Source organism: Cellvibrio sp. OA-2007 (assembly GCF_000953825.1).
Classification (GTDB): domain Bacteria; phylum Pseudomonadota; class Gammaproteobacteria; order Pseudomonadales; family Cellvibrionaceae; genus Cellvibrio.
Genome location: NZ_BBUL01000093.1, coordinates 1 through 19792, shown reverse-complemented (window position 1 = coordinate 19792; position 19792 = coordinate 1). Strand labels below are relative to the sequence as shown.

At 49.8% G+C, this 19792-nt stretch carries 15 protein-coding genes and 1 pseudogene; 10 read left to right on the top strand and 6 right to left on the bottom strand.

Annotated elements, in window-relative coordinates; all coding sequences use genetic code 11:
* The first annotated feature begins 267 nt into the window (after positions 1–267).
* The 7 genes from AWU77_RS13775 (at position 268) to mscL (ending at position 7582) form a co-directional block, all read left to right on the top strand.
* A complete protein-coding gene (locus AWU77_RS13775; RefSeq protein ID WP_062064463.1) occupies positions 268–561 on the top strand; it encodes a hypothetical protein in 294 nt (97 codons plus the stop codon).
* Positions 562–693: 132 nt separating this feature from the next.
* Positions 694–3084, top strand: a complete 2391-nt coding sequence (locus AWU77_RS13770; protein ID WP_084618401.1) for a response regulator — start codon at positions 694–696, stop codon at positions 3082–3084.
* Positions 3085–3229: 145 nt separating this feature from the next.
* A complete protein-coding gene (gene trxA, locus AWU77_RS13765) occupies positions 3230–3559 on the top strand; it encodes a thioredoxin TrxA (RefSeq protein WP_062064459.1) in 330 nt (109 codons plus the stop codon).
* 381 nt (positions 3560–3940) lie between these two features.
* On the top strand, positions 3941–5200 hold the full coding sequence (gene rho, locus AWU77_RS13760; RefSeq protein ID WP_062064458.1) for a transcription termination factor Rho: 1260 nt from the start codon (positions 3941–3943) through the stop codon (positions 5198–5200).
* Positions 5201–5373: 173 nt separating this feature from the next.
* Complete coding sequence (gene ubiD / locus AWU77_RS13755; RefSeq protein WP_062064455.1) at positions 5374–6855, top strand: 4-hydroxy-3-polyprenylbenzoate decarboxylase; 1482 nt, start codon at positions 5374–5376, stop codon at positions 6853–6855.
* A gap of 29 nt (positions 6856–6884) precedes the next feature.
* On the top strand, positions 6885–7076 hold the full coding sequence (locus AWU77_RS13750; RefSeq protein ID WP_062064453.1) for a CPXCG motif-containing cysteine-rich protein: 192 nt from the start codon (positions 6885–6887) through the stop codon (positions 7074–7076).
* A gap of 95 nt (positions 7077–7171) precedes the next feature.
* Positions 7172–7582: a large-conductance mechanosensitive channel protein MscL gene (gene mscL / locus AWU77_RS13745; protein ID WP_062064451.1), complete on the top strand. Its 411-nt coding sequence runs from the start codon at positions 7172–7174 to the stop codon at positions 7580–7582.
* A 55-nt stretch (positions 7583–7637) separates the two neighbouring features.
* On the opposite strand, the gene AWU77_RS13740 is transcribed toward mscL, so the two are convergent.
* The 4 genes and pseudogenes from AWU77_RS13740 to AWU77_RS13725 all read right to left on the bottom strand — a co-directional run.
* Positions 7638–8543 carry a hypothetical protein gene (locus AWU77_RS13740; RefSeq protein ID WP_062064449.1) on the bottom strand — a complete coding sequence of 302 codons (906 nt, stop codon included), beginning with the start codon at positions 8541–8543 and terminating at the stop codon, positions 7638–7640.
* Positions 8544–8682: 139 nt separating this feature from the next.
* Positions 8683–9102 carry a hypothetical protein gene (locus tag AWU77_RS13735; RefSeq protein WP_062064446.1) on the bottom strand — a complete coding sequence of 140 codons (420 nt, stop codon included), beginning with the start codon at positions 9100–9102 and terminating at the stop codon, positions 8683–8685.
* A gap of 201 nt (positions 9103–9303) precedes the next feature.
* Positions 9304–10113, bottom strand: coding sequence for a serine O-acetyltransferase (gene cysE, locus AWU77_RS13730; protein WP_062064444.1), 810 nt, complete (start codon positions 10111–10113; stop codon positions 9304–9306).
* A 78-nt stretch (positions 10114–10191) separates the two neighbouring features.
* Positions 10192–11067: pseudogene (locus tag AWU77_RS13725) on the bottom strand (serine/threonine protein kinase); the annotation flags it as partial.
* A 341-nt stretch (positions 11068–11408) separates the two neighbouring features.
* Here AWU77_RS13725 and AWU77_RS20365 point away from each other — a divergent pair.
* Positions 11409–11705, top strand: a complete 297-nt coding sequence (locus AWU77_RS20365; protein WP_151032916.1) for a hypothetical protein — start codon at positions 11409–11411, stop codon at positions 11703–11705.
* Between the two features lie 56 nt (positions 11706–11761).
* Here AWU77_RS20365 and AWU77_RS20150 read toward each other — a convergent pair whose 3' ends face one another.
* Together AWU77_RS20150 and AWU77_RS20770 are read right to left on the bottom strand one after the other, a co-directional pair.
* The gene (locus AWU77_RS20150; protein ID WP_225318682.1) at positions 11762–12337 is read right to left on the bottom strand and encodes a hypothetical protein; all 576 of its coding nucleotides are present in this window, start codon (positions 12335–12337) and stop codon (positions 11762–11764) included.
* Positions 12338–12383: 46 nt separating this feature from the next.
* Positions 12384–12599: a hypothetical protein gene (locus AWU77_RS20770; RefSeq protein ID WP_225318681.1), complete on the bottom strand. Its 216-nt coding sequence runs from the start codon at positions 12597–12599 to the stop codon at positions 12384–12386.
* Between the two features lie 861 nt (positions 12600–13460).
* Between AWU77_RS20770 and AWU77_RS13710 the strand changes: the two genes are divergently transcribed.
* Both AWU77_RS13710 and AWU77_RS13705 read left to right on the top strand, forming a co-directional pair.
* Positions 13461–18818, top strand: a complete 5358-nt coding sequence (locus tag AWU77_RS13710) for a cellulase family glycosylhydrolase (protein WP_062064441.1) — start codon at positions 13461–13463, stop codon at positions 18816–18818.
* Positions 18819–19421: 603 nt separating this feature from the next.
* Positions 19422–19792 (top strand): TonB-dependent receptor plug domain-containing protein (locus tag AWU77_RS13705; RefSeq protein ID WP_152625359.1); only part of this gene is annotated, 371 nt, incomplete at its 3' end.

The window sequence follows — 19792 nt, the reverse complement described above, 5'->3', positions numbered from 1 at the left end:
GTGATTATTCTGAAGTTCGGAATGGAGTTTGTGGTGGGCGGGATGCCTGCTCCCAGAGTGCAAAGATTGAGAACTGGCGCGCATTGTAAACTATCTGTTGCTGAAAAATAGCGGGAGCGGTAGGGCAAGCCAGTCTTTTTTTTACGCTTCTTTGCAAAGTGTCATCTAATGTTCCAGATGTTTCAAACAATTAGGTTATTCCCAAACAGTCTTTGCGATTAAACGGGTATCAGCTTAACTCAAGAGTAGTACTCAAGGAGATTCACTATGAGCAATCCAGCTATACAAACCCGTCATGCCCAACCCAATTTATTGCCTGTTGTACGGCGCGTTATCGAACAATTAAACCAGCTTTTTATCGATCATTTCGGCTTGCTGGGCAAGGGGCTAGTGGACGATGTTTTTAATCAATGGTTGCGAGCGGGTAAAACCGGGCCATCGGGTTTGCGTCACTATGTCTACGCATTGGGCGTGCAGCTGGAGGAGCCTGCAGTGCGCAACGATTTTACCGAGCGCGCCGAGCGTTTGTTGCTACATCTCCAGTCCGGTTATGTAAGCTAAGCGAAAACTTGTCTGGCCGATCGCCCTCTCTCGTGTTTGATCATGGGGACAAGCGCTTTTTGCTGCTACACTCAAGGGCATCCCTCTCTGTTCTTGCTGCGGTTGGTTGAGATGCCCAACATAAGAAGTTACATGCGTGACAACCCTATAGCGGCGCGGCTATTGGGGTTGATTATCATTAGTAGTTCGATCATCACCTTGGTTGCAATCTTGTTGCAGCTACACAGCAATTTTAATGACGATATAGCCGCGCTTGAAAAACGCCTCGATCAGGTGCGCATCAGCACGCTTGCGAGTATCACCAAAAGCTTGTGGGGTTTTGATCAGGAGCAATTGAATATCCAGATCAACAGTGTGCTGGCAGTGGATGATGTGGTGCAGGTGAAAGTGGTCTGGCACGATTGGAACAACACCGAACAGACGCTAGTGGCCAGCAATCAAGCCTATGACCCCAAAGATCTGGAAAACAAACGCAGTCAGTTTTTAGTGCGCAGCTATCCGCTGGTGTATGAAGATGCCAGCACGCCGGAACAGCAATTGGGCACCCTCACGGTGACTGCCAGCCTCAGCAGCATTTATGACAAATTGTGGGAGCGCGCGTTTTTTATTGCCTTGGTGCAGGGCACCAAAACATTGGTTATCGCCTTGTTTATCGTGTGGCTGGTGCATACCTTGTTGACTCGCCATATGAAAACGGTTGCTAATTATGCGCGCAACCTCAATCTGGAAACACTGACCAAACCGCTCAAGCTCAAGCGCTTGAAAGTCGATTCGGCTTCCGACGAATTGGATAATGTGGTCAATGCGATCAATCACATGCGCGAGACCCTGCTCGACGATATCGAACAGCGCCATGCCATCGAAATGGCACTATTGAGCGAAAAAGAGGAAAAGCTGGAAACTCGGCGACAAAAAAATGCAGCCGAAGATGCCAGCCGCGCAAAAAGCCAATTTCTTGCCACCATGAGCCATGAAATCCGCACGCCGATGAACGGTGTGATCGGCATGTTGGAAATGCTGCGCGATACTCCGCTCGATGACAATCAAAAACATTACATCGATGTCATACATCGCTCGGGTGAAACCCTGCTCGCTATCATCAACGACATTCTCGATTACTCTAAAATCGAGGCGGGAAAAATGCGCCTTGAGGAAACCACCTTTGAACTGGATGAAATGATCGAGAGCTGCGTGCAATTATTTGGCGCTACTGCGAACAAACGCCACATCGAATTATTTGGCGGGCTGGATCCCAGCGCGCCTAAGTGGGTTAAAGGTGACCCCACTCGCTTGCGTCAGATCATTATTAATTTACTCGGCAATGCATTTAAGTTTACCAGTGAGGGTTTTGTCTCTTTGCAAGTACAGTGCAGTGCGGTACTGCCGGGCGATCATGTCGAGTTGCGCTTTATCGTTCAGGATAGCGGGATTGGTATAGAGATGAGCCGCACGGGGGATTTATTTGATTCTTTTAATCAAGCCGATGCATCCACTACGCGCAAATATGGCGGCACAGGTTTGGGCTTGGCAATTTGTAAAAGTCTTGCAGAGTTAATGGGCGGTGAAATTGGTGTTGATAGTGTAAAAGGTCAGGGCTCCACTTTTTGGTTTACTGCGCGTTTGCATCATGAGTCAGTGTGCGATTGGAATCGCTCGCCGTTGGAATCCAGCAATGATTTGTTGCCCGGAAAAAAATTGCTATTAGTTGAGTCCAGTGCTCATCTGACAGAATTTATCGCGTTGCATTGCACCGCATGGGGCGTCACTTTGGAGTCAGTCGCATCGGCAAAAGCAGCGTTAACGCAACTTAAACATGCGCTGCATTCCGGTGAGCCCTATGATTTTGTCGGTTTTGATCATGCGCTGCCAGATGCCGCTGGTTTTGAGTTTGCGCAATGGCTAAGGGCGCTACCTGAATTTCGTGAGCTGCCCCTATTTATGTTTAGCGCGGGCGATGTCTATCACGATCAAGGCCAAATGCGCAGTTTGGGAATTCATGCGATTTTGCGCAAACCCGTATCGATGAAATTGTTACAGCAAGAATTAATCGCGTTGTTGGGGCACGAGCCATTACCGCAGATGGCTGCTGAGAAGCCGGTGCGCGATCTCGATAAGTTTTCGCACCTGCGGGTGCTGGTGGCAGAAGATAATCCGGTCAATCGCATGGTCATTAAGGGGCTGTTGGGCAAGTTGGGTATAGCGCCAGTCTTTGCTGAAAATGGCGTTGAAGCCTGCGATGCAGTACAGGAGGCGAGTGAGAGTTTTAATCTGATCTTGATGGATTGTGAAATGCCGGAAATGGATGGATTTGAAGCCACGCGCAGCATTCGCGACTACGAGCGACGTGAGGGTTTGCCTGCAACACCTATTATCGCGCTCACTGCTCATGCGCTTCAGGAGCATCGCGATGCTGTGTTCGCCAGTGGCATGAACTACTACCTCTCCAAGCCTATTACCTTCAATAATCTGTATTTGGCATTTGAAGCGGCGGGGTTGGTTGAGCGGGAAAATTCCCCTAATTGAGCTTTGCCCGCTGCGCGCACATAGCGTTCCCCTATAGTAATGATTAGTTTTTTCTCCTTGCCTGCATCAGAGGCAATCCTTATGATGATCGCATCTAATTGGGATGCTTCCCGCCACTAAATGACCGTCAGGTTTGGAGTTAATTATGAGTAGTGATGCCATTGTGCACGTGAGTGATGCCAGTTTTGAGCAGGAAGTAATCGGTGCTGATTTGCCGGTTTTGGTAGATTTTTGGGCGCCTTGGTGCGGCCCATGTAAGATGATTGCACCTATACTGGACGACTTGGCAGAGCAGTTTGAGGGTAAATTAAAAGTTACCAAACTCAATGTGGATGACCATAAAGAGACTGCGGCCAAGTTTAATGTGCGCGGCATTCCCACGCTGATTATCTTCAAGAACGGCGCAGCACACGCAACTAAAGTAGGTGCTGTCAGCAAACCGCAGTTGATCGATTTTATTAACTCGGCAATCTAATTGATGCAGGCCATCGCAAGATGGCCTAATTTGTTTTTGCACTGTGTGATAATTGCCGCTATACTCAGTCACATCTGATGTTTGTTCCTCCCTGAATCACCTTCTCGATTCCCATAACCAGACGAACAAACCCTAATTTCCCTGCTGTTGTTTTTGCCCCGGTACCTGATAAGTCGTTATCTGAATAACCAAATCAGCCAAGCAACCAATCAATTAGCACAAACAATACTGATAGGGTAATTAAACGCAGGCGTTAAGCCAGCAATCTTAAAATAAGCGGCTTAATAACAGCAAAAAAACGCAACCCTATTTTTTAAAATCAACACAGGCCCTGCGGCTACTAATCTGCAACAACTCACATCCATCCATAAAGTCTCTCCTATGAATTTAACCGACCTTAAAAAGAAACCGATTGAAGAATTAATTGATATCGCCCACGAAATGGGTTTGGAAAATATCGCCCGCTCGCGCAAACAGGACATTATCTTTAATATCCTCAAGCGTCATGCCAAAGGCGGAGAAGATATTTACGGCGACGGTGTACTGGAAATTTTGGTGGATGGATTCGGTTTTTTGCGTTCAGCCGATAGTTCTTATCTTGCAGGCCCTGACGATATTTATGTTTCACCCAGTCAGATTCGCCGCTTCAACTTGCGCACGGGCGATACCATCTCCGGTAAAATTCGCCCGCCAAAAGAAGGTGAACGCTATTTTGCGCTGTTAAAAGTTAATGATATTAACTTTGATAAACCGGAAAGTTCGCGCAACAAAATTCTGTTTGAAAACCTCACGCCGCTATTTCCCAATGTTCGTTTGCCCCTTGAAGCCGGTAACGGTTCTACCGAAGACCTTACTGGTCGTATCATCGATTTGATTGCTCCCATAGGTAAAGGCCAGCGCGGTTTGATTGTGGCGCCGCCCAAAGCGGGTAAAACCATCATGATGCAAAATATTGCGCAGGCCATTACGCGCAATAATCCTGAATGTCACTTGATTGTATTGCTGATCGACGAGCGCCCAGAAGAAGTAACCGAAATGCAGCGCTCGGTGCGCGGTGAAGTGGTTGCCTCTACCTTCGATGAGCCGCCCGCGCGTCACGTACAAGTGGCCGACATGGTGATCGAAAAAGCCAAGCGTTTGGTTGAGCACAAAAAAGACGTAGTGATTTTGCTCGACTCCATCACCCGTTTGGCGCGTGCGTACAACACTGTTATTCCTTCATCCGGTAAAGTCTTGACCGGTGGTGTGGATGCTCATGCACTGGAGCGCCCCAAGCGTTTCTTTGGTGCTGCACGTAATATCGAAGAGGGCGGCAGCCTGAGTATTATCGCCACCGCACTGGTAGATACCGGCTCCAAAATGGACGAAGTTATTTACGAAGAATTTAAAGGCACCGGTAACCTCGAATTGCATCTTGATCGCAAAATTGCTGAAAAGCGTATTTACCCAGCGATCAACGTGCGCCGCTCTGGTACTCGCCGCGAAGAGTTGTTAATGCGTGAAGACGAGTTGCAACGCGCGTGGATTCTGCGTCGTTTGTTAAACGATATGGAAGATGTTGCGGCAACCGAGTTTTTGCTCGACAAGCTTAAAGACTTCAAAACCAATGATGAATTCTTTATGTCGATGAAACGCAAGTAATCTCTCCCTAGCCTCCCTTAGCTACGCGCCCCGTTTCAAAGGGAGGGATAGAAAAGCTTGTAGCCCGTATGGAGCACAGCATAATGCGGGAAATTAAAATCCCGTAGTTTGCTGTACTCCATACGGGTTTTCTTTTTTATAACTTCGGTTTTTACTCTTTGGTTTTCTAAAAAATGAAATATAAAGACCTGCGCGATTTTATCGCCCTGCTTGAAAGTCGCGGTTTGTTAAAGCGCATCACACAAGAAATTGATCCCAATCTGGAAATGACAGAAATTTGCGACCGCACCTTGCGCGCCGGTGGCCCCGCGTTGTTGTTTGAAAATCCCAAAGGTTATGACATTCCCGTACTCGCCAATTTATTCGGCACAACCGAACGTGTCGCATTGGGAATGGGGCAGGAATCGGTCAGTGCTTTACGTGAGGTTGGCAAGTTGCTCGCGTTTTTAAAAGAGCCGGAGCCGCCTAAGGGTTTTAAAGATGCCTGGGATAAATTGCCGATTTTCAAACAAGTTTTGAATTTGGCTCCCAAGGTGTTGAGCAAAGCCCAGTGTCAGGATGTGGTGCTGGAAGGCGATGCGGTAAATTTGGATCTGCTGCCAATTCAAACCTGCTGGCCGGGTGATGCAGGCCCTTTAGTGACTTGGCCGTTAGTGGTTACCCGCGGGCCGCATAAAGAGCGGCAAAATCTCGGCATCTACCGCATGCAAAAAATCGGTAAAAACCGGTTGATTATGCGCTGGCTTTCCCATCGCGGCGGCGCGTTGGATTTCCGTGAATTTCAACTTCAAAATCCAGGTAAAAATTACCCTGTTGCGGTGGCGCTGGGTGCTGACCCTGCGACCATTCTCGGTGCAGTCACACCAGTTCCCGATACACTGTCGGAATACGGTTTTGCCGGATTATTGCGCGGCGATAAAACCGAAGTGGTGAAATGTATCGGCAATGATTTACAGGTGCCCGCATCCGCTGAGTTTATTTTGGAAGGTTATATTGCGCCGAATGACTTAGCGCCCGAAGGCCCGTTTGGCGACCACACCGGTTACTACAATGAGGTCGATAAGTTTCCGGTATTTACTGTGGAGCGCATCACCCATCGCCGCGACCCGATTTATCACAGCACCTACACTGGCCGTCCGCCAGATGAGCCTGCGATTCTCGGTGTCGCACTCAACGAAGTGTTTGTGCCGATCTTGCAAAAGCAATTTCCCGAGATTGTGGATTTCTATTTGCCGCCGGAAGGTTGCTCCTACCGCATGGCGGTGGTCACTATGAAAAAACAGTACCCCGGTCACGCCAAGCGGGTGATGATGGGGGTGTGGAGTTTTCTGCGGCAATTTATGTACACCAAATTTGTCATAGTCACTGACGATGATGTCAACGCGCGGGATTGGAACGATGTGATCTGGGCGATGACCACACGTATGGATCCAGCGCGTGATACGGTGATGATCGAAAACACCCCAATTGATTATCTCGACTTTGCCTCACCCGTTTCTGGCTTAGGTTCCAAAATTGGTTTTGATGCAACCAATAAATGGCCGGGCGAAACTACCCGCGAGTGGGGTACCCCGATTGTGATGGACCAGGCAGTAAAAGATCGTGTCGATCAATTGTGGGACGAGCTGGGTATAGATGTGCCCGCCGCTTATTAATTCGTAGTTGATAATGACTGGAGTTGGCAATGCATTTGCAAGAAGAATGTTTTCTCGACTGCCCTTATTGTGGTGAGCCGATCAGTGTATTGGTCGATTGTTCTTGCGAGCAGCAAACTTATATTGAGGATTGTCAGGTCTGCTGCCAACCCATGCTGCTGCACATTAGTGTCGATCAAGAGGGTATGCCTGAAGTCTATGCACAACGTGAAGATGAGTAGCTGTATCTGCGGCTTGGTTTGGTGCGATGAATAGGTTATAAAACATCGGTATTATTTTCAGCTGTGTGATTTTAAATTAGCAAAGAGGAATTGATATGAGTTTTGCAAAAGAGTTTAAAGAGTTTGCCGTGCGCGGCAATGTAGTTGATATGGCGGTGGGGATTGTGATCGGTGCTGCGTTCGGAAAAATTGTCAGCTCTTTGGTTGCCGATGTCTTTATGCCGCCGATTGGTTGGTTAATTGGTGGTGTGGATTTTAGTGACCTCGCGGTTACTCTGCCCGCGTTGATTGAAGGCCGTGAGCCAGTGTTGATCGCCTATGGTAAATTTATCCAAACCGTTTTGGATTTTACTATCGTTGCGTTTGCTATTTTTATGGTGATTAAAGGCATTAACCGCATCAAGCGCAAAGAAGAGGCAGCACCGCCACCTGCGGCAGAGCCGGTTCCCTCTAAAGAGGAATTGTTGCTTACAGAAATTCGCGATTTGTTAAAACAGAAACAATAAATCTGCGGACATTTTACTGCATAAAAAACGCGACATCTCTGTCGCGTTTTTATTATTAATCCCCTGTTTTCTGTTGATGAGTTCCTGCATTAAGTAGCGTCCAGTCCGCGACCGCAGGGTGGAAGAAACCGCTCTCGCGATAGGCTTGTTCAATAGTGCCCTGCGCGCGTAACAGCGCCATGCCTTTGGTTAGGGCCTGATAAAACTCGACTCCATAGGGGTGTTTTTGACTGATTGGCCAGTGGCGCGAACCGGCAATAATGACTTTCACTTCGGGGATGGGCACCAGTTCTATGCCGTCCACTCGAATGTGTAAATCCGGTGACATGCCAAACGGGGCAAGCGTCAGATCAACTCGTCCGACATTGAGCATACGCGCCATATTGATCCAGTTCGGAGTGTACATAATTTGGTGGAAGCCGAGTGTTTGCAGTGCCCGCAAGTCGGGTTTCCATTGGCGGCTGCTCACCGCTCGCAGCTGGGTCAGTTCGGCAAGGGTGTGGCTGCCCAGAGCCCGTTGATTATTGGGCGAGGTATAGAGGCCGACAATGAACTCACCGTCGCGCACGGTGGCGGGAGAAATAAATACCTGGTCTTTAACCTGATCCAGATCCTGCAGCCAAATTGTGCCGCTAATACTCAGTGTTTTTCCCTCGACAACATTGCGGATGCTGCGGAAATAATTCTCTTCGTTAATAAAGTTGATCTGCCGTTTAAACCCGCCCAACGCGAGTGCCTGTTGTAACAAAATCAATTCGGCTACATCGCGGCGCGCGTGGGGTCCGCCAAAAAAAGTAATCTCTTCTGGCACGCGGTTGGCCAAAAATAACAAGTAATCATGTTTGATATCGGGTAGCAGGCCAATGGGCGCCTGCTCGCTGTCATCGGCCCAGAGCATGGCCGGAACCGCAACTAACAGCCAACAGAGCGCACACAGTGCAATTTGAATTTTTACCAGCATGAAATGCACTCGCTACAAGCTTTAACACCGAGTGTCAGCCTGCTGCACAGCGGCGATCAGGTGACTTCTTTATTACTATAGTTTAGCTGGCCGATCCTGACTTGGCGCATGAAGTTTCTTTTGGCTCAATAAATGTGGGCTATAAAATTGGGTGGCCGCGGTACATGCGCACCGGTTTGGCGGCGGTGGGTGGAATGCTATTGATCAGCATCTCTTTGCGCAGGGCTGTGCCTTCTTCGGGATGGCTGGCATCCGCACTTTGAGGGGCGTCCTCCAAAATGGTTTGACCACGGTAGACCTTGACTACCTGCTTTGGAATCTCCGCTGCTTTAGGTGCCTCGGTGGTGGCGGGTTCTAGTAGCTGTGGCCATTGATCCCCGGCCATAAACAGCAGCTCTTTGATCAGGGTTTTGGTGATGGTGTCTTTGGTGCGGTGGTGATAGTCCGCTAATTCCGTCAGCAGTTCCGGGTTCGCCATTTTTACGCTTGGCTTCATGTCAGCATCTACGCGGCGGCGAATTTCGTACACCAGATCGATCATGGGCTTAGTGTATTGCATGCTGGGCTCTCCTCGGTTTTGAATACCAAACTGAGCAAATATCAGACCAAAAGCGGAATAAGGGTTATATCGCCATATTTCGAACGGTAATGAAGCAAACAGGGAGATTTTTTTGGTGCAGAGATTTTATTTTGGGGCAGATTGTCGTTCAAGTTTCAAAACGGCGCCTTGAGCCAGAGGGCGCCGCCGTGGTGGAAATTACTAGCGGATGGAGTGATCCATTTCCCGCGCCGGTTGATTGCACTGGGTTTCGCCGATGATCTGGGCTGGTACGCCCGCTACGGCGGCGCGCGGTGGAACGTCTTTGAGTACCACGCTACCTGCACCAATTTTGGCGCACTCACCTATGGTGATGTTGCCGAGAATCTTCGCGCCGGCACCGATTAACACACCTTTGCGCACTTTCGGGTGGCGGTCACCCGCTTCTTTGCCAGTGCCACCGAGGGTGACGGATTGCATGATCGACACCATATCTTCAATCACCGCGGTTTCGCCAATCACAATACCGGTGGCATGGTCGAACATAATGCCTCTGCCGATCCGCGCGGCCGGGTGTATATCCACCGCAAACACTCCTGAAATGCGATTTTGTAAAAACAGCGCCAGTGAATTGCGGCCTTGGTTCCACAGCCAGTGCGCAACACGATAGGCCTGTAGCGCGTGGAAGCCCTTGAAGAAGAGCAGGGGCGTTACCAGCGAGCAGCAGGCGGAATCGCGCTCGCTCACCGCCATCAAGTCGGCGCGCACGGATTCAATAATCGTTTTATCTGCGCTAAGTGCCTCTTCAATTACCTCGCGGATCGACATGGCCGGCAGTGCCGGGCTGTCGAGTTTATTGGCGAGATGGAAGCTCAGCGCGGCCTCCAGAGTGTCGTGATTGAGGATGGTGGAGTAGAGGAAGCTGGCCAGTACCGGTTCAGTCTCAGCTTGCTTGCGGGTTTGCAGGCGAATGGATTCCCATAGGCTATCGACAACAAGTGCGGTGTTGGTAGCGGTAACGGTGGCGTTCATGGCCAGATCCTTACTCGGTAAATAAAAAGGGTGTGAGGCATTATTGGGGGTTAATGACGGTTTTCCAACCATATTTCCTCAATAAATGACCAGCGGCGGCTCGTTCAGCGCGGCCAGCTGCTCGCGTAACTCCAGAATATGTTCGCCCCAATAGCGCTCGGTATTAAACCAGGGGAAGTGACGCGGAAAGGCGGGGTCGTTCCAACGCCGCGCCAGCCACGCACTGTAGTGCATGATACGCAGGCTGCGCAGCGCCTCGATCAGCGCCAGCTCGGCCAAATCAAAATCGCAAAATTCGCGGTAGCCTTCGAGCACTTCGGCGAGTTGCAGCGTCTGCTGCTCGCGCTCGCCCGACAGTAGCATCCACAAATCCTGAATCGCCGGCCCCATGCGCGCATCGTCAAAATCGACAAAATGCGGCACCTCTTCGCGCCATAAAATATTGCCCGGATGGCAATCGCCATGCAGGCGGATGGGGGTGTAATCCACGCGGCTAAACAGGGTTTCGCAGCGAGCGAGCAAATCCGCGCCGAGGGTGCGATAAGACTCGCGCAAACTGGCGGGGATAAAATCATTCGCCATTAAAAAATCGTAACTGTCGCGGCCAAAGGTTTGGATATCTAGTGCCGGGCGATGGGCAAAGGGGCGGGCTTGCCCCAGCGCGTGGATACGTCCGAGGGTGCGCCCGAGCGATAGCAGCGCATCAAAGTCATCCAAGTTGGGCGCATGGCCGCCCTGACGCGCATAGAGCGCAAAGCGAAAACCCTGAAATTCGCGCAGGGTTTTGCCCGCGTCATCGGCCATAGGAGGCACTACCGAAATCTCCAAGTCTTTTAGCGCTTGGGTGAATTCATGTTCTTCAATGATCTGCGCATCGCTCCAGCGCTCGGGGCGATAAAACTTGGCAATCAGCGGGTTCGCCCCCTCAATCCCCACTTGGTAGACGCGGTTCTCTGACTAACCTTAACGCTATCATACATGTACATCTGTAACTAATTGTTAATTAAAGTGTTTAGTTAAACAAAAAGTAGCATATGTATACATAACTATTCAGGGCAGATGTGTACAAATTTGGGCTGGGGGGGGAGATTGCTAATGAGTTGGCGCCAAACAAACGCGATAAAATCTGAATAAGCCTCAAAAAATGTAACCGCAAAAGCCACTCATGAGCCATTAAGCGCCATGAGTGACAGTATTATGCAAGATTCCGATTTTTTACAATAATCTGTAATGCTATACCCAAGCGAGAGATGCGTTACCCCGATTTTGCCAGCATATGAAATTACGCTGGGATCTTGAAGAGATCCGATCCAAAGAAATATATTGATGCAGCAATGGCAATAGTGTCTTCGTCTAAAAATGCGTTACGTAGAGTATTACGGCATGATTTGGTATTTCAGTTGAAGTTACGTTTAACCGATGAACTGACCCCGCAGTATGTATTTAACATTGCCGCAGAAACTTTGCTGCCGCATGACGTTACTGAAACTGTGTCTTCAGTGCGGATTGCGCAATATCAAAGCCATTCCAAATTAAACGTGGACTTCCAAACTCTAGTGGACACACCTAAGTCAACAACCTTGAGCGGGTAGTGCAATCCAATCACTATTACACTACCTGCTCAAAATCTACCCCAAAAAATTACCGACTACATTACCTTGGAGTAACGAATTGATGATGCATTATTAAGATACTCATCAACCACCATACAAATTCTCCGAATAAGCAACCGCCCCGCATTGAGAACGTCAATTCCATCATCAATCATTAGCTTTAGTTGCGATAATTCTTTAGCAAAATGAGTGCGCATATCCCGGCAAAATGCACTATCAACAGCAGCAAAATTCAAATTGAAATGACAAATTAACTGATTAATTACAAACCGCCGCAAAAGATCTTCGCTGGTTAATTCAATACCTTTATTAAAAGGAATTGCACCCGAGTCAATCGATTTTTGATAATGTTCAACGCGCTTAGCATTTTGTATATAGACATTGCCGAATGCGCCAATCTCAGAAGCTCCAAAAGAGAGCAAATCGCAATCGCCATGAGTGGGGTAGCCCTGAAAATTTCGTTGTAACTTTCCTGCTCTTTGTGCTTGTACCAAACTATCATCCGGTTTTGCGAAATGATCCATGCCAACATAAACATATCCAGCGCCCTGTAACCGCTCTATCGCCATATACAGGAGTTCAAGTTTTTGCTCTGCTGAGGGGGAGATCACGCTCGCTAATTAATTGCTGGCTCTTAAAAAGATGCGGCATATGGGCCTAATTAAATAATGACAAGCGGTCGGGGGAAAGTTCTATCACTCTATTTAATGTTTCACCGACACTGCTCAAAGTTTGCATTGGCAGGCCATAAATTAAATCCATACTGATCGAGCGATAGTCTTGTTGACGTAGTGCTTTTACCAAGGTGCTTACATCTTCAACACTGTTATAACGATTTACTGCTTTTTGAACTTGGGAATCAAAATCCTGCACACCCACTGGCCAAGCATAAAGGCTTACTCGATTTTTTTCCTACATTAAGCACAATTTTTGGTATACATCTACGCCTCTTCTAAGCGATTTTCTTTTATTCAAATCAACAAAGTACCGAGCAGACTTAAATTATAACGAATGTTCAAGTGTATTGATCATAAATTGATGGCATCGGATCTGCTCCCTAATTGTTCCAAAGTTAATGCGTGGGCCTTTAAGGTAGGTTAGCTTGGCGCTATGCGTGCCTCAGCGAAACATTCTCCGCTTCCATTTGTTCATTGCACCCTCGTATTAGTAAAGCAAAAAGGGCCCAATCGATGATCTAAGTCCAGCGGCGGCACGCCGTCTTTGGCATCTATCGGTTCGATGCGACTTAAATCTACACTTACTGACTTGAGTATCTGCATGTTATCAATCGCAGTTGTTGCACTACTGCTGCAAACCTGAATCTCATTGCTAGGGTTAGAACGATGATTGCGCCACGCGAGCGTTGTCTTTTTGATGAGGTGCGATGTAATTGGTTACTTGATTGTTTTATCTTCCTACATAAAAAGGTGTTTTGCGATACATCATACTAATGTTAACGCTATTTTTGAGATTCAATTCTGCTTATTCCTGTTGTTAGTGTAATCGATTACATGTACTCTTTAATCGCAGCATTGCATTCAGCTCTCCCTTCTCAATCAGGTGAGTTGGTCTTCAAGGGAAACATAATATTGCGCTTAGGAAGTGCGCTTAAGAGAGAAAGCAAGTTAATACATAACAATTATGCGGCTCGTGCTTTAGGGCGTGGGCTGGGTTGTGTTAGGGCAGTACTTGCGCTGGTAACGATAATTCTAAAATCAACTAGCAGGCATTCTTATGAAGAAACTTCAATTGTGTTCCTCCATTGTCGGGGTTTTTGCTATGGCGAGTGCGCTTCCCGCATTAGCCGGGCAATGCACTTCGGTGGTGTGGTCTTCCAGTACAACCTACAAAGGGGGCGAGGTGATCACCTATCAAGGTGATGAGTATAAAGCGCGCTATTGGATTAACCCGGGTAAAACACCCAATAAAGCCGATGAGTGGGATGCGTGGCAGTGGCTGCAGGCTTGTAGCTCAAGCCAGAGCTCGGCAGCTTCACTGGTACCCTCCTCAAGTGCGCAGTCTTCGTCGGTGCGTTCATCTATCGCCTTTTCATCGGCAGCACTTTCATCCCTGGCAGCCTCATCCATAGCGCCTTCGTCAGCCGCCACCTCATCTGGCACAGGCTCTTCGTTGGCAACTGCCGCCCAATGTAATTGGTACGGCAATCTTTATCCCTTATGTAAAGCCACGCCGTCGGGCTGGGGTTGGGAAGAGCAAAAAAGTTGTATTGCACGCACCACCTGTAGCGAGCAGCCCGCGCCCTATGGCGTAGTGGGTGCCGCCTCTAGCGCGGTGGCTAGCTCAATAAAAAGTTCGGTTAATAGCTCAGTTGCCAGCTCGATAAAAAGCTCGGTGACAAGTTCAGTTGCCAGTTCATTGAAAAGCTCAAGTCTTGGTACGGTGAGCTCGTCTAGCCTTAGCTCGGTCATCGGCACACCGAAAACCCCGGGCTTTGTGTACGCCACGCCCGATGGCCACTTTGGTCTGGATGGCAAATACTTTTACACCAACGGTTCCAATCAATACTTCATGTTCTACAAACATCCCAAAATGGTGTTGGATGTTTTGGGTGACATGAAAAATCTGGGCATGACCAGTTTGCGTGCTTGGGGTTTCTGCGATGGTGAATACTATGGCAGCACCGACTACACCGGTTATTGGGACCCGATTTTTGGCACTGGCACCCAGTCCGATAGTCACTGCTTCCAGCCTAACAACCCCGATAAAGTGACCGCAGCGGCACGCTTCAATGAAGTGGGCTTTAAGCAGTTGGACTTTATGCTGAAGGAGGCGGGCGATCGTGGCATCAAGTCGATTTTGCCGCTGACCAACTACTGGGGCGGTTTTGGCGGCATGTGCCAATACGCGGCCTGGTCACCTAATATCGATGTGGATGGCGATGGTCAAACCACCGATGCCGACGAAGCATTGCAATGCTATCGCGTGGAGATCAAACAGCGTTATGCCGAGCGTTTCACCGCCACTACGCCGGATGGTATCAACAAGGCAGTGGCAGATTACAACGCCGCTATAGTCAATGGCCCGCAAGGTAAAGAAGACCATGAGTTCATCGTTGAAGCGGCGGCGAAATTCTATGGTGATGCCTGGTCGCAACAGCGGTTCCGCGAATACATCAGCTATGTGTTGAATCGTACCAACCACTTGACTGGCATTAAGTACAAAGATGACCCCAGCATCATGATGTGGGAGCTGGCCAACGAGCCGCGCTGCGTCGGTTGTACGGAAGAGCAGCGCGCTGCATTTCACCGCTGGATCGACGAGACCTCACGCTATATTAAGTCTATCGATGGCAAGCATTTGGTCTCTACCGGTATGGAAGGGTTTGATGCGTCCAATCCTTGGGAAGAGCGTCAGCGCAATGAGCTAGTGGCACAGGGGCAAACTCGCGCCCAAGCCGAAGCGGCCATTCCTTTAGCCTATAAAGAGGGTACTGACTTCATTGCCGATCACAGCTATCCCGCGATTGATGCCTACTCCTTTCACCTCTACCCAGATTGGTGGGGCTTGAATGAAGCGGAAGCCAAAAGCTATATCAGCAGCCGTATCGATAAAGCCCGCGCCGGTGGCAAGCCGGTTTATTTGGGTGAGTTTGGGCGCATGGTGGAGTTTGATCAGGCGGCCATGTACGACTATCAGTTTTGGGATGGCCGTCAGGGTGTAAGCCAGGCTGAGCGCGAGCGCATTTATGGCGAGTGGTACGACCTTATGGATGCCAAGCAGTTGGATGGCGCCATGCTCTGGTTGTTGTCGGGCTTAGATTACTGGGAGCGTGACAATATGCAGCCCTGGACTTACAACGGCAAAACCGACTACGGCAACAAAACCAAATACTGTTTTGCGCCTGAGTATGAGGCCAGCCGTACGTCACACCCGGGTGCTGCCGCCAACCTGAACAGTTGGACTTGCGATGGCCTGTACAACGACTGGGACAGGTTTACCGTCTACTGCAACAGTGCGCGCACCGATGTGGTCTGCGCCAAAATCGGTGCCTACAGTAATTTGCTGCAAACCCAGAAAAACACCGTCGATGGTACAGGTATGGGCGCTGCGTCCAGCGCGCCTAATAGCAGCAGTTCTACCGCCAGCTCCGCGCCCAGCCGTCAAACTATCTATGTGAGTGGCCGCTCTATCTACCTAGCCGATGGTACGCCGCTGGTCATGCGTGGGGTGAACCTGCAATACGGTGACGACCCGGCGGTTAAGTTTGCTTCCATCGCACAAATCGCTAAAACCGGTGCCAATGTGGTGCGCTTGCAACTGCGCGCCGATACCACTGCCGCCCAGTTGCGCAGCGCGCTCGATGAGATTGTGCGCAACCGCATGCTGGCTATGCCGATGTATTGGGAGAACGGCAGCCGCGGCACCTATCAAATCACTGGTGGCAGCGATGCCAATGCGATTGATAACGGTGTGGTCGGTGGCGATGACGCCGTCAGTAAGTGGACGGAAACCTGGGGTGCGGTGATTAAAGACCCTAAATACCAACCATACTTGCTAATTAATATCGCCAATGAATGGGGTCAGGATAAAACAGTATGGCGCGACACCTACGCCAAAGCGGTAAAAACCCTGCGCGACAATGGCATCACTGCGCCCTTGGTTATAGACGCGGGCGATTGGGGGCACAACCCTTACTTCTTTGATGGTGGTGCCAGCGTGCTGGCGGCAGACCCACTGCGCAACACCATCTTCTCGGTTCATGGCTATTACGAGTGGTCAAACACGGCAGAGATAGATACGCGCATGCAGTATCTAATCAATACCCAGTTGCCGGTGGTAGTGGGCGAGTTTGGGCGTAGCAATCACACTGCGGGTGGCAAAACCACTGATCATTTCTACTTGATGCAAAAAGCGCAAAGCGTATCTATGGGATGGATCGCCTGGTCTTGGCGCGGCAATGGCGCGGGTGAAACCATGCTCGATATGTCCAACGCCTACGACAGTTATTCACTGACGCAACACGGGGTGGATATAGTCGATTCCGCAACCGGTATTAAAGCGACGGTAGTACCTTTAGCGACGAGTTATTTTGGCGGCTCGACTAGCTCGGCAGCGGCCACATCACAAGCGTCAAGTTCATCTGTGCCCAGCTCTGTGGCAGCGTCGAGCCAGCCTGCGTCGTCCCTTGTCAGTTCTAGCAGTGTGCAAACTACTAGCTCGGTCGCCACCAGTGTGGCACCTGCGGAGATGACTTGGAATTACGCCGCCAATAGCGCCAGCTTGCAGGGCGCGGCAGTGTTATCTGGCGATGCGGTGGAATTAAAAGCTGCGGGCAGTGGTGCCATCTGGACATTTAATGCACCTATGGCGGGGGAGTATCGCTTGACCCTGACCTGGAGCACGCCCAGCGGCAGTAAGGTCAATACGCTCATGGTGGACGGTGCCGGTGTTGCCACTAACTTTAATTCAGCAACCCCAGCGACCAGTGTGCGTACTCTGATGCTAAGTCAGGGCAGCCACAGCGCCGGTATTCAAGTGAACGCCGGTGATTGGGGCTACATGACTGTGCATAGCCTTAAGGTGGAGTTGTTGGGCGGCTTGCAAATTCAAAGCCCGGCGAACTTTGCGCAGCTGGCTTCGGGTAGCAATATTCAAATCAGTTACCTTAAACAAGGTGCGGGCAAACTGAGCTACAGCCTCAATGGTGCAGCGCCGGTGAGTTATAGCGGTGCTAGCCCCTTGGTTATCCCCAATCAGGGCGATGGCATTTATCGCCTGCAGTTCGGAGTTGAGGGCACTGGCCTAAGCCAAAGCCTGCGCTTGCAAGTGGGGGCATCGGCCAATAAGCAGTTTGTAGAGCGCTCGGGCACGCAGTTTGTGTTGGGCAATAAACCCTTCTACTTCAACGGCTCTAATCAGTATTACTTGATGTACAAGCCCGAGGCTATGGCTAAGGACTTCTTTGAGCGCGCCGCCCATTTAAAAATGAATGTAGTGCGCACCTGGATGTTCTGCAACGACACCAAAACCCACGACGGCGTCTGCATCAATATGAAATCCAATGGCTCGTTCATTTTGAGCAAGCCAGCGGCGCAGCGCACGGCGCAGGAGCAAGCGATTATCGACCGCAGTTTCCAACTGTTTGATAATTATGTGGCTCTGGCCGAGGAGCGCGGTATTCGCTTGGTGTTGTCGCTTGGCGATCACTGGAACTACTTCGGCAATATCGACAGCTACGGTGGTTATGCCAGTGCGCCCGGGCGCGAGATCTACAAGGCCTTTATCACCAATCTGCTCAATCACACCAACAGCATCACCGGTGTGGCCTACAAAAATGATCCAACCATCATGATGTGGGAGTTGGCCAATGAGCCGCGTATTGGCAGCGACTTGCCCGGTTTTAGCGCTTGGGTGAGCAGCATTGCCGCGCACATAAAATCCATTGCGCCACAGCAGTTGGTCTCTATCGGTATGGAGTCGTCCTTTGGTGCTGCAGGGGCGGGCGATACTTACGCCAACCTGCGCGCCGTCAATAGCGACCCAAATATCGACGCTATTAGTGCTCACCTTTATCCCACTTGGTGGGGTTTAACCGATGCCCAAACCCTCGGCAACTTTGACCTGCTGGCGGACTTGGCGCGCGATTTGGGCAAGCCAGCTTATATCGGTGAGTTCAGTTGGCCGGTTAACGAGCAGCGCACCACTGGCGCGCAAACGGTAAAACTCACCAGCTTTACTGATCAAGCACTGGTGGATAGTTTTGTGAAGGTGTCGCTGCAGCAGCGCGACCAATACTTTGCCAGCTGGTACGCCAAAGCTTGGGCCCAGCGCGATGCTATTGGCGGCATGCTTACCTGGCAGCTGTCCGGATTAGAGTGGGGTAATGGCATGACGCCCCTGGGCGGTTGTCAGTGGTGTTCTGGCCCCTATGGTGAAGCCAGCGGTGGCTGGACAGCTAATAATGACGGCTTCCAGTTCTACTGCGCAATTAATGAAGCTGAGCTCAGCCTTAGCAAGCTGGGCGCACCGGGCAACAATGTTGAAGGCAAGGTCATCCACATGACTTGGCATAAACCCAGCTGCGACATCATCAAGCAGTATTCGGAACTGTATCAGGGCTTAAATCAATAGTGATGTAACTCTGAGCGCTCTCCTCGCTCTCTCTTCCCTCGGGTCGGCTAAAGCCGCTCGGGGGCTTTTTGTTTTTATCATTCCGAGAAATTAATTGGTTGTGCCGTGCTCTATATTGCCTTCACTTCAGGCGATGACAGTGGTTCTATGCTGAGGGCTTCACAAACAGTGCGACGACAGGGTGAAAGTATACCTTTTGCGTCCCCTGATACTAGGGTCACTCAATGTAAAAAGTAACCGTGTACAAATTTTCGAGGTTACGAAGATTTAAATTTTTTCGCTATCCTTTCCTAATAAAAATCAAGTCTAGTGGCACACAATAAATTAAAGTCTTTACTAATCAGTGTTATATGAATTTTATGCACACCACAAACAATTTTAATAATAAAAAAACCTAATCTTTTTAATATATGAAATATATATGTTATCGTTAACTCGCTGGGGCATGCTCGTATATGTAAACGGTTGCACTAGGTTCACCAGTCTCTCAGAATTGAACGGTGCCTCCACGCGGTGCCAAGGTTCTGACTGAGAGCCTGTATAAGCTTAAAATACAGGGAACACACACATAAGAAGTCAAAACTAAAGGACCCACTATCGGCTATGAAAACGTCTACGAATTTTAATAAAACCCTACTCGCCACGCTTATTACCACCTGCTTCGCTACTGGTGCTTATGCACAGGGCGATTCGGTCGAAGAAGTTGTTGTCACCGGTGTGCGCGGCGCACAGGAAAGAGCGATTGATGTAAAACGCAACTCAGCACAAATCGTCGATTCAGTCGCCGCCGAAGATATAGGCAAACTGCCCGACACCACCATCGCCGACTCGCTCCAGCGTATTACCGGTATTCAAATCCAGCGCAGCGGCGGCCAGGGCAGTGTGGTGAGCGTACGTGGTATGGGGCAGGTGTTGAGCACCATGAACGGCGAATATTTTCTAACGCCCGCCAGCATGACCACTAACGGCGTGAA

Coding starts and splice junctions, on each gene's coding strand:
- AWU77_RS13775 (WP_062064463.1), top strand. CDS start 268: ATGAGCAATCCAGCTATACAAACCCGTCATGCCCAACCCAATTTATTG.
- AWU77_RS13770 (WP_084618401.1), top strand. CDS start 694: ATGCGTGACAACCCTATAGCGGCGCGGCTATTGGGGTTGATTATCATT.
- trxA (WP_062064459.1), top strand. CDS start 3,230: ATGAGTAGTGATGCCATTGTGCACGTGAGTGATGCCAGTTTTGAGCAG.
- rho (WP_062064458.1), top strand. CDS start 3,941: ATGAATTTAACCGACCTTAAAAAGAAACCGATTGAAGAATTAATTGAT.
- ubiD (WP_062064455.1), top strand. CDS start 5,374: ATGAAATATAAAGACCTGCGCGATTTTATCGCCCTGCTTGAAAGTCGC.
- AWU77_RS13750 (WP_062064453.1), top strand. CDS start 6,885: ATGCATTTGCAAGAAGAATGTTTTCTCGACTGCCCTTATTGTGGTGAG.
- mscL (WP_062064451.1), top strand. CDS start 7,172: ATGAGTTTTGCAAAAGAGTTTAAAGAGTTTGCCGTGCGCGGCAATGTA.
- AWU77_RS13740 (WP_062064449.1), bottom strand. CDS start 8,543: ATGCTGGTAAAAATTCAAATTGCACTGTGTGCGCTCTGTTGGCTGTTA.
- AWU77_RS13735 (WP_062064446.1), bottom strand. CDS start 9,102: ATGCAATACACTAAGCCCATGATCGATCTGGTGTACGAAATTCGCCGC.
- cysE (WP_062064444.1), bottom strand. CDS start 10,113: ATGAACGCCACCGTTACCGCTACCAACACCGCACTTGTTGTCGATAGC.
- AWU77_RS13710 (WP_062064441.1), top strand. CDS start 13,461: ATGAAGAAACTTCAATTGTGTTCCTCCATTGTCGGGGTTTTTGCTATG.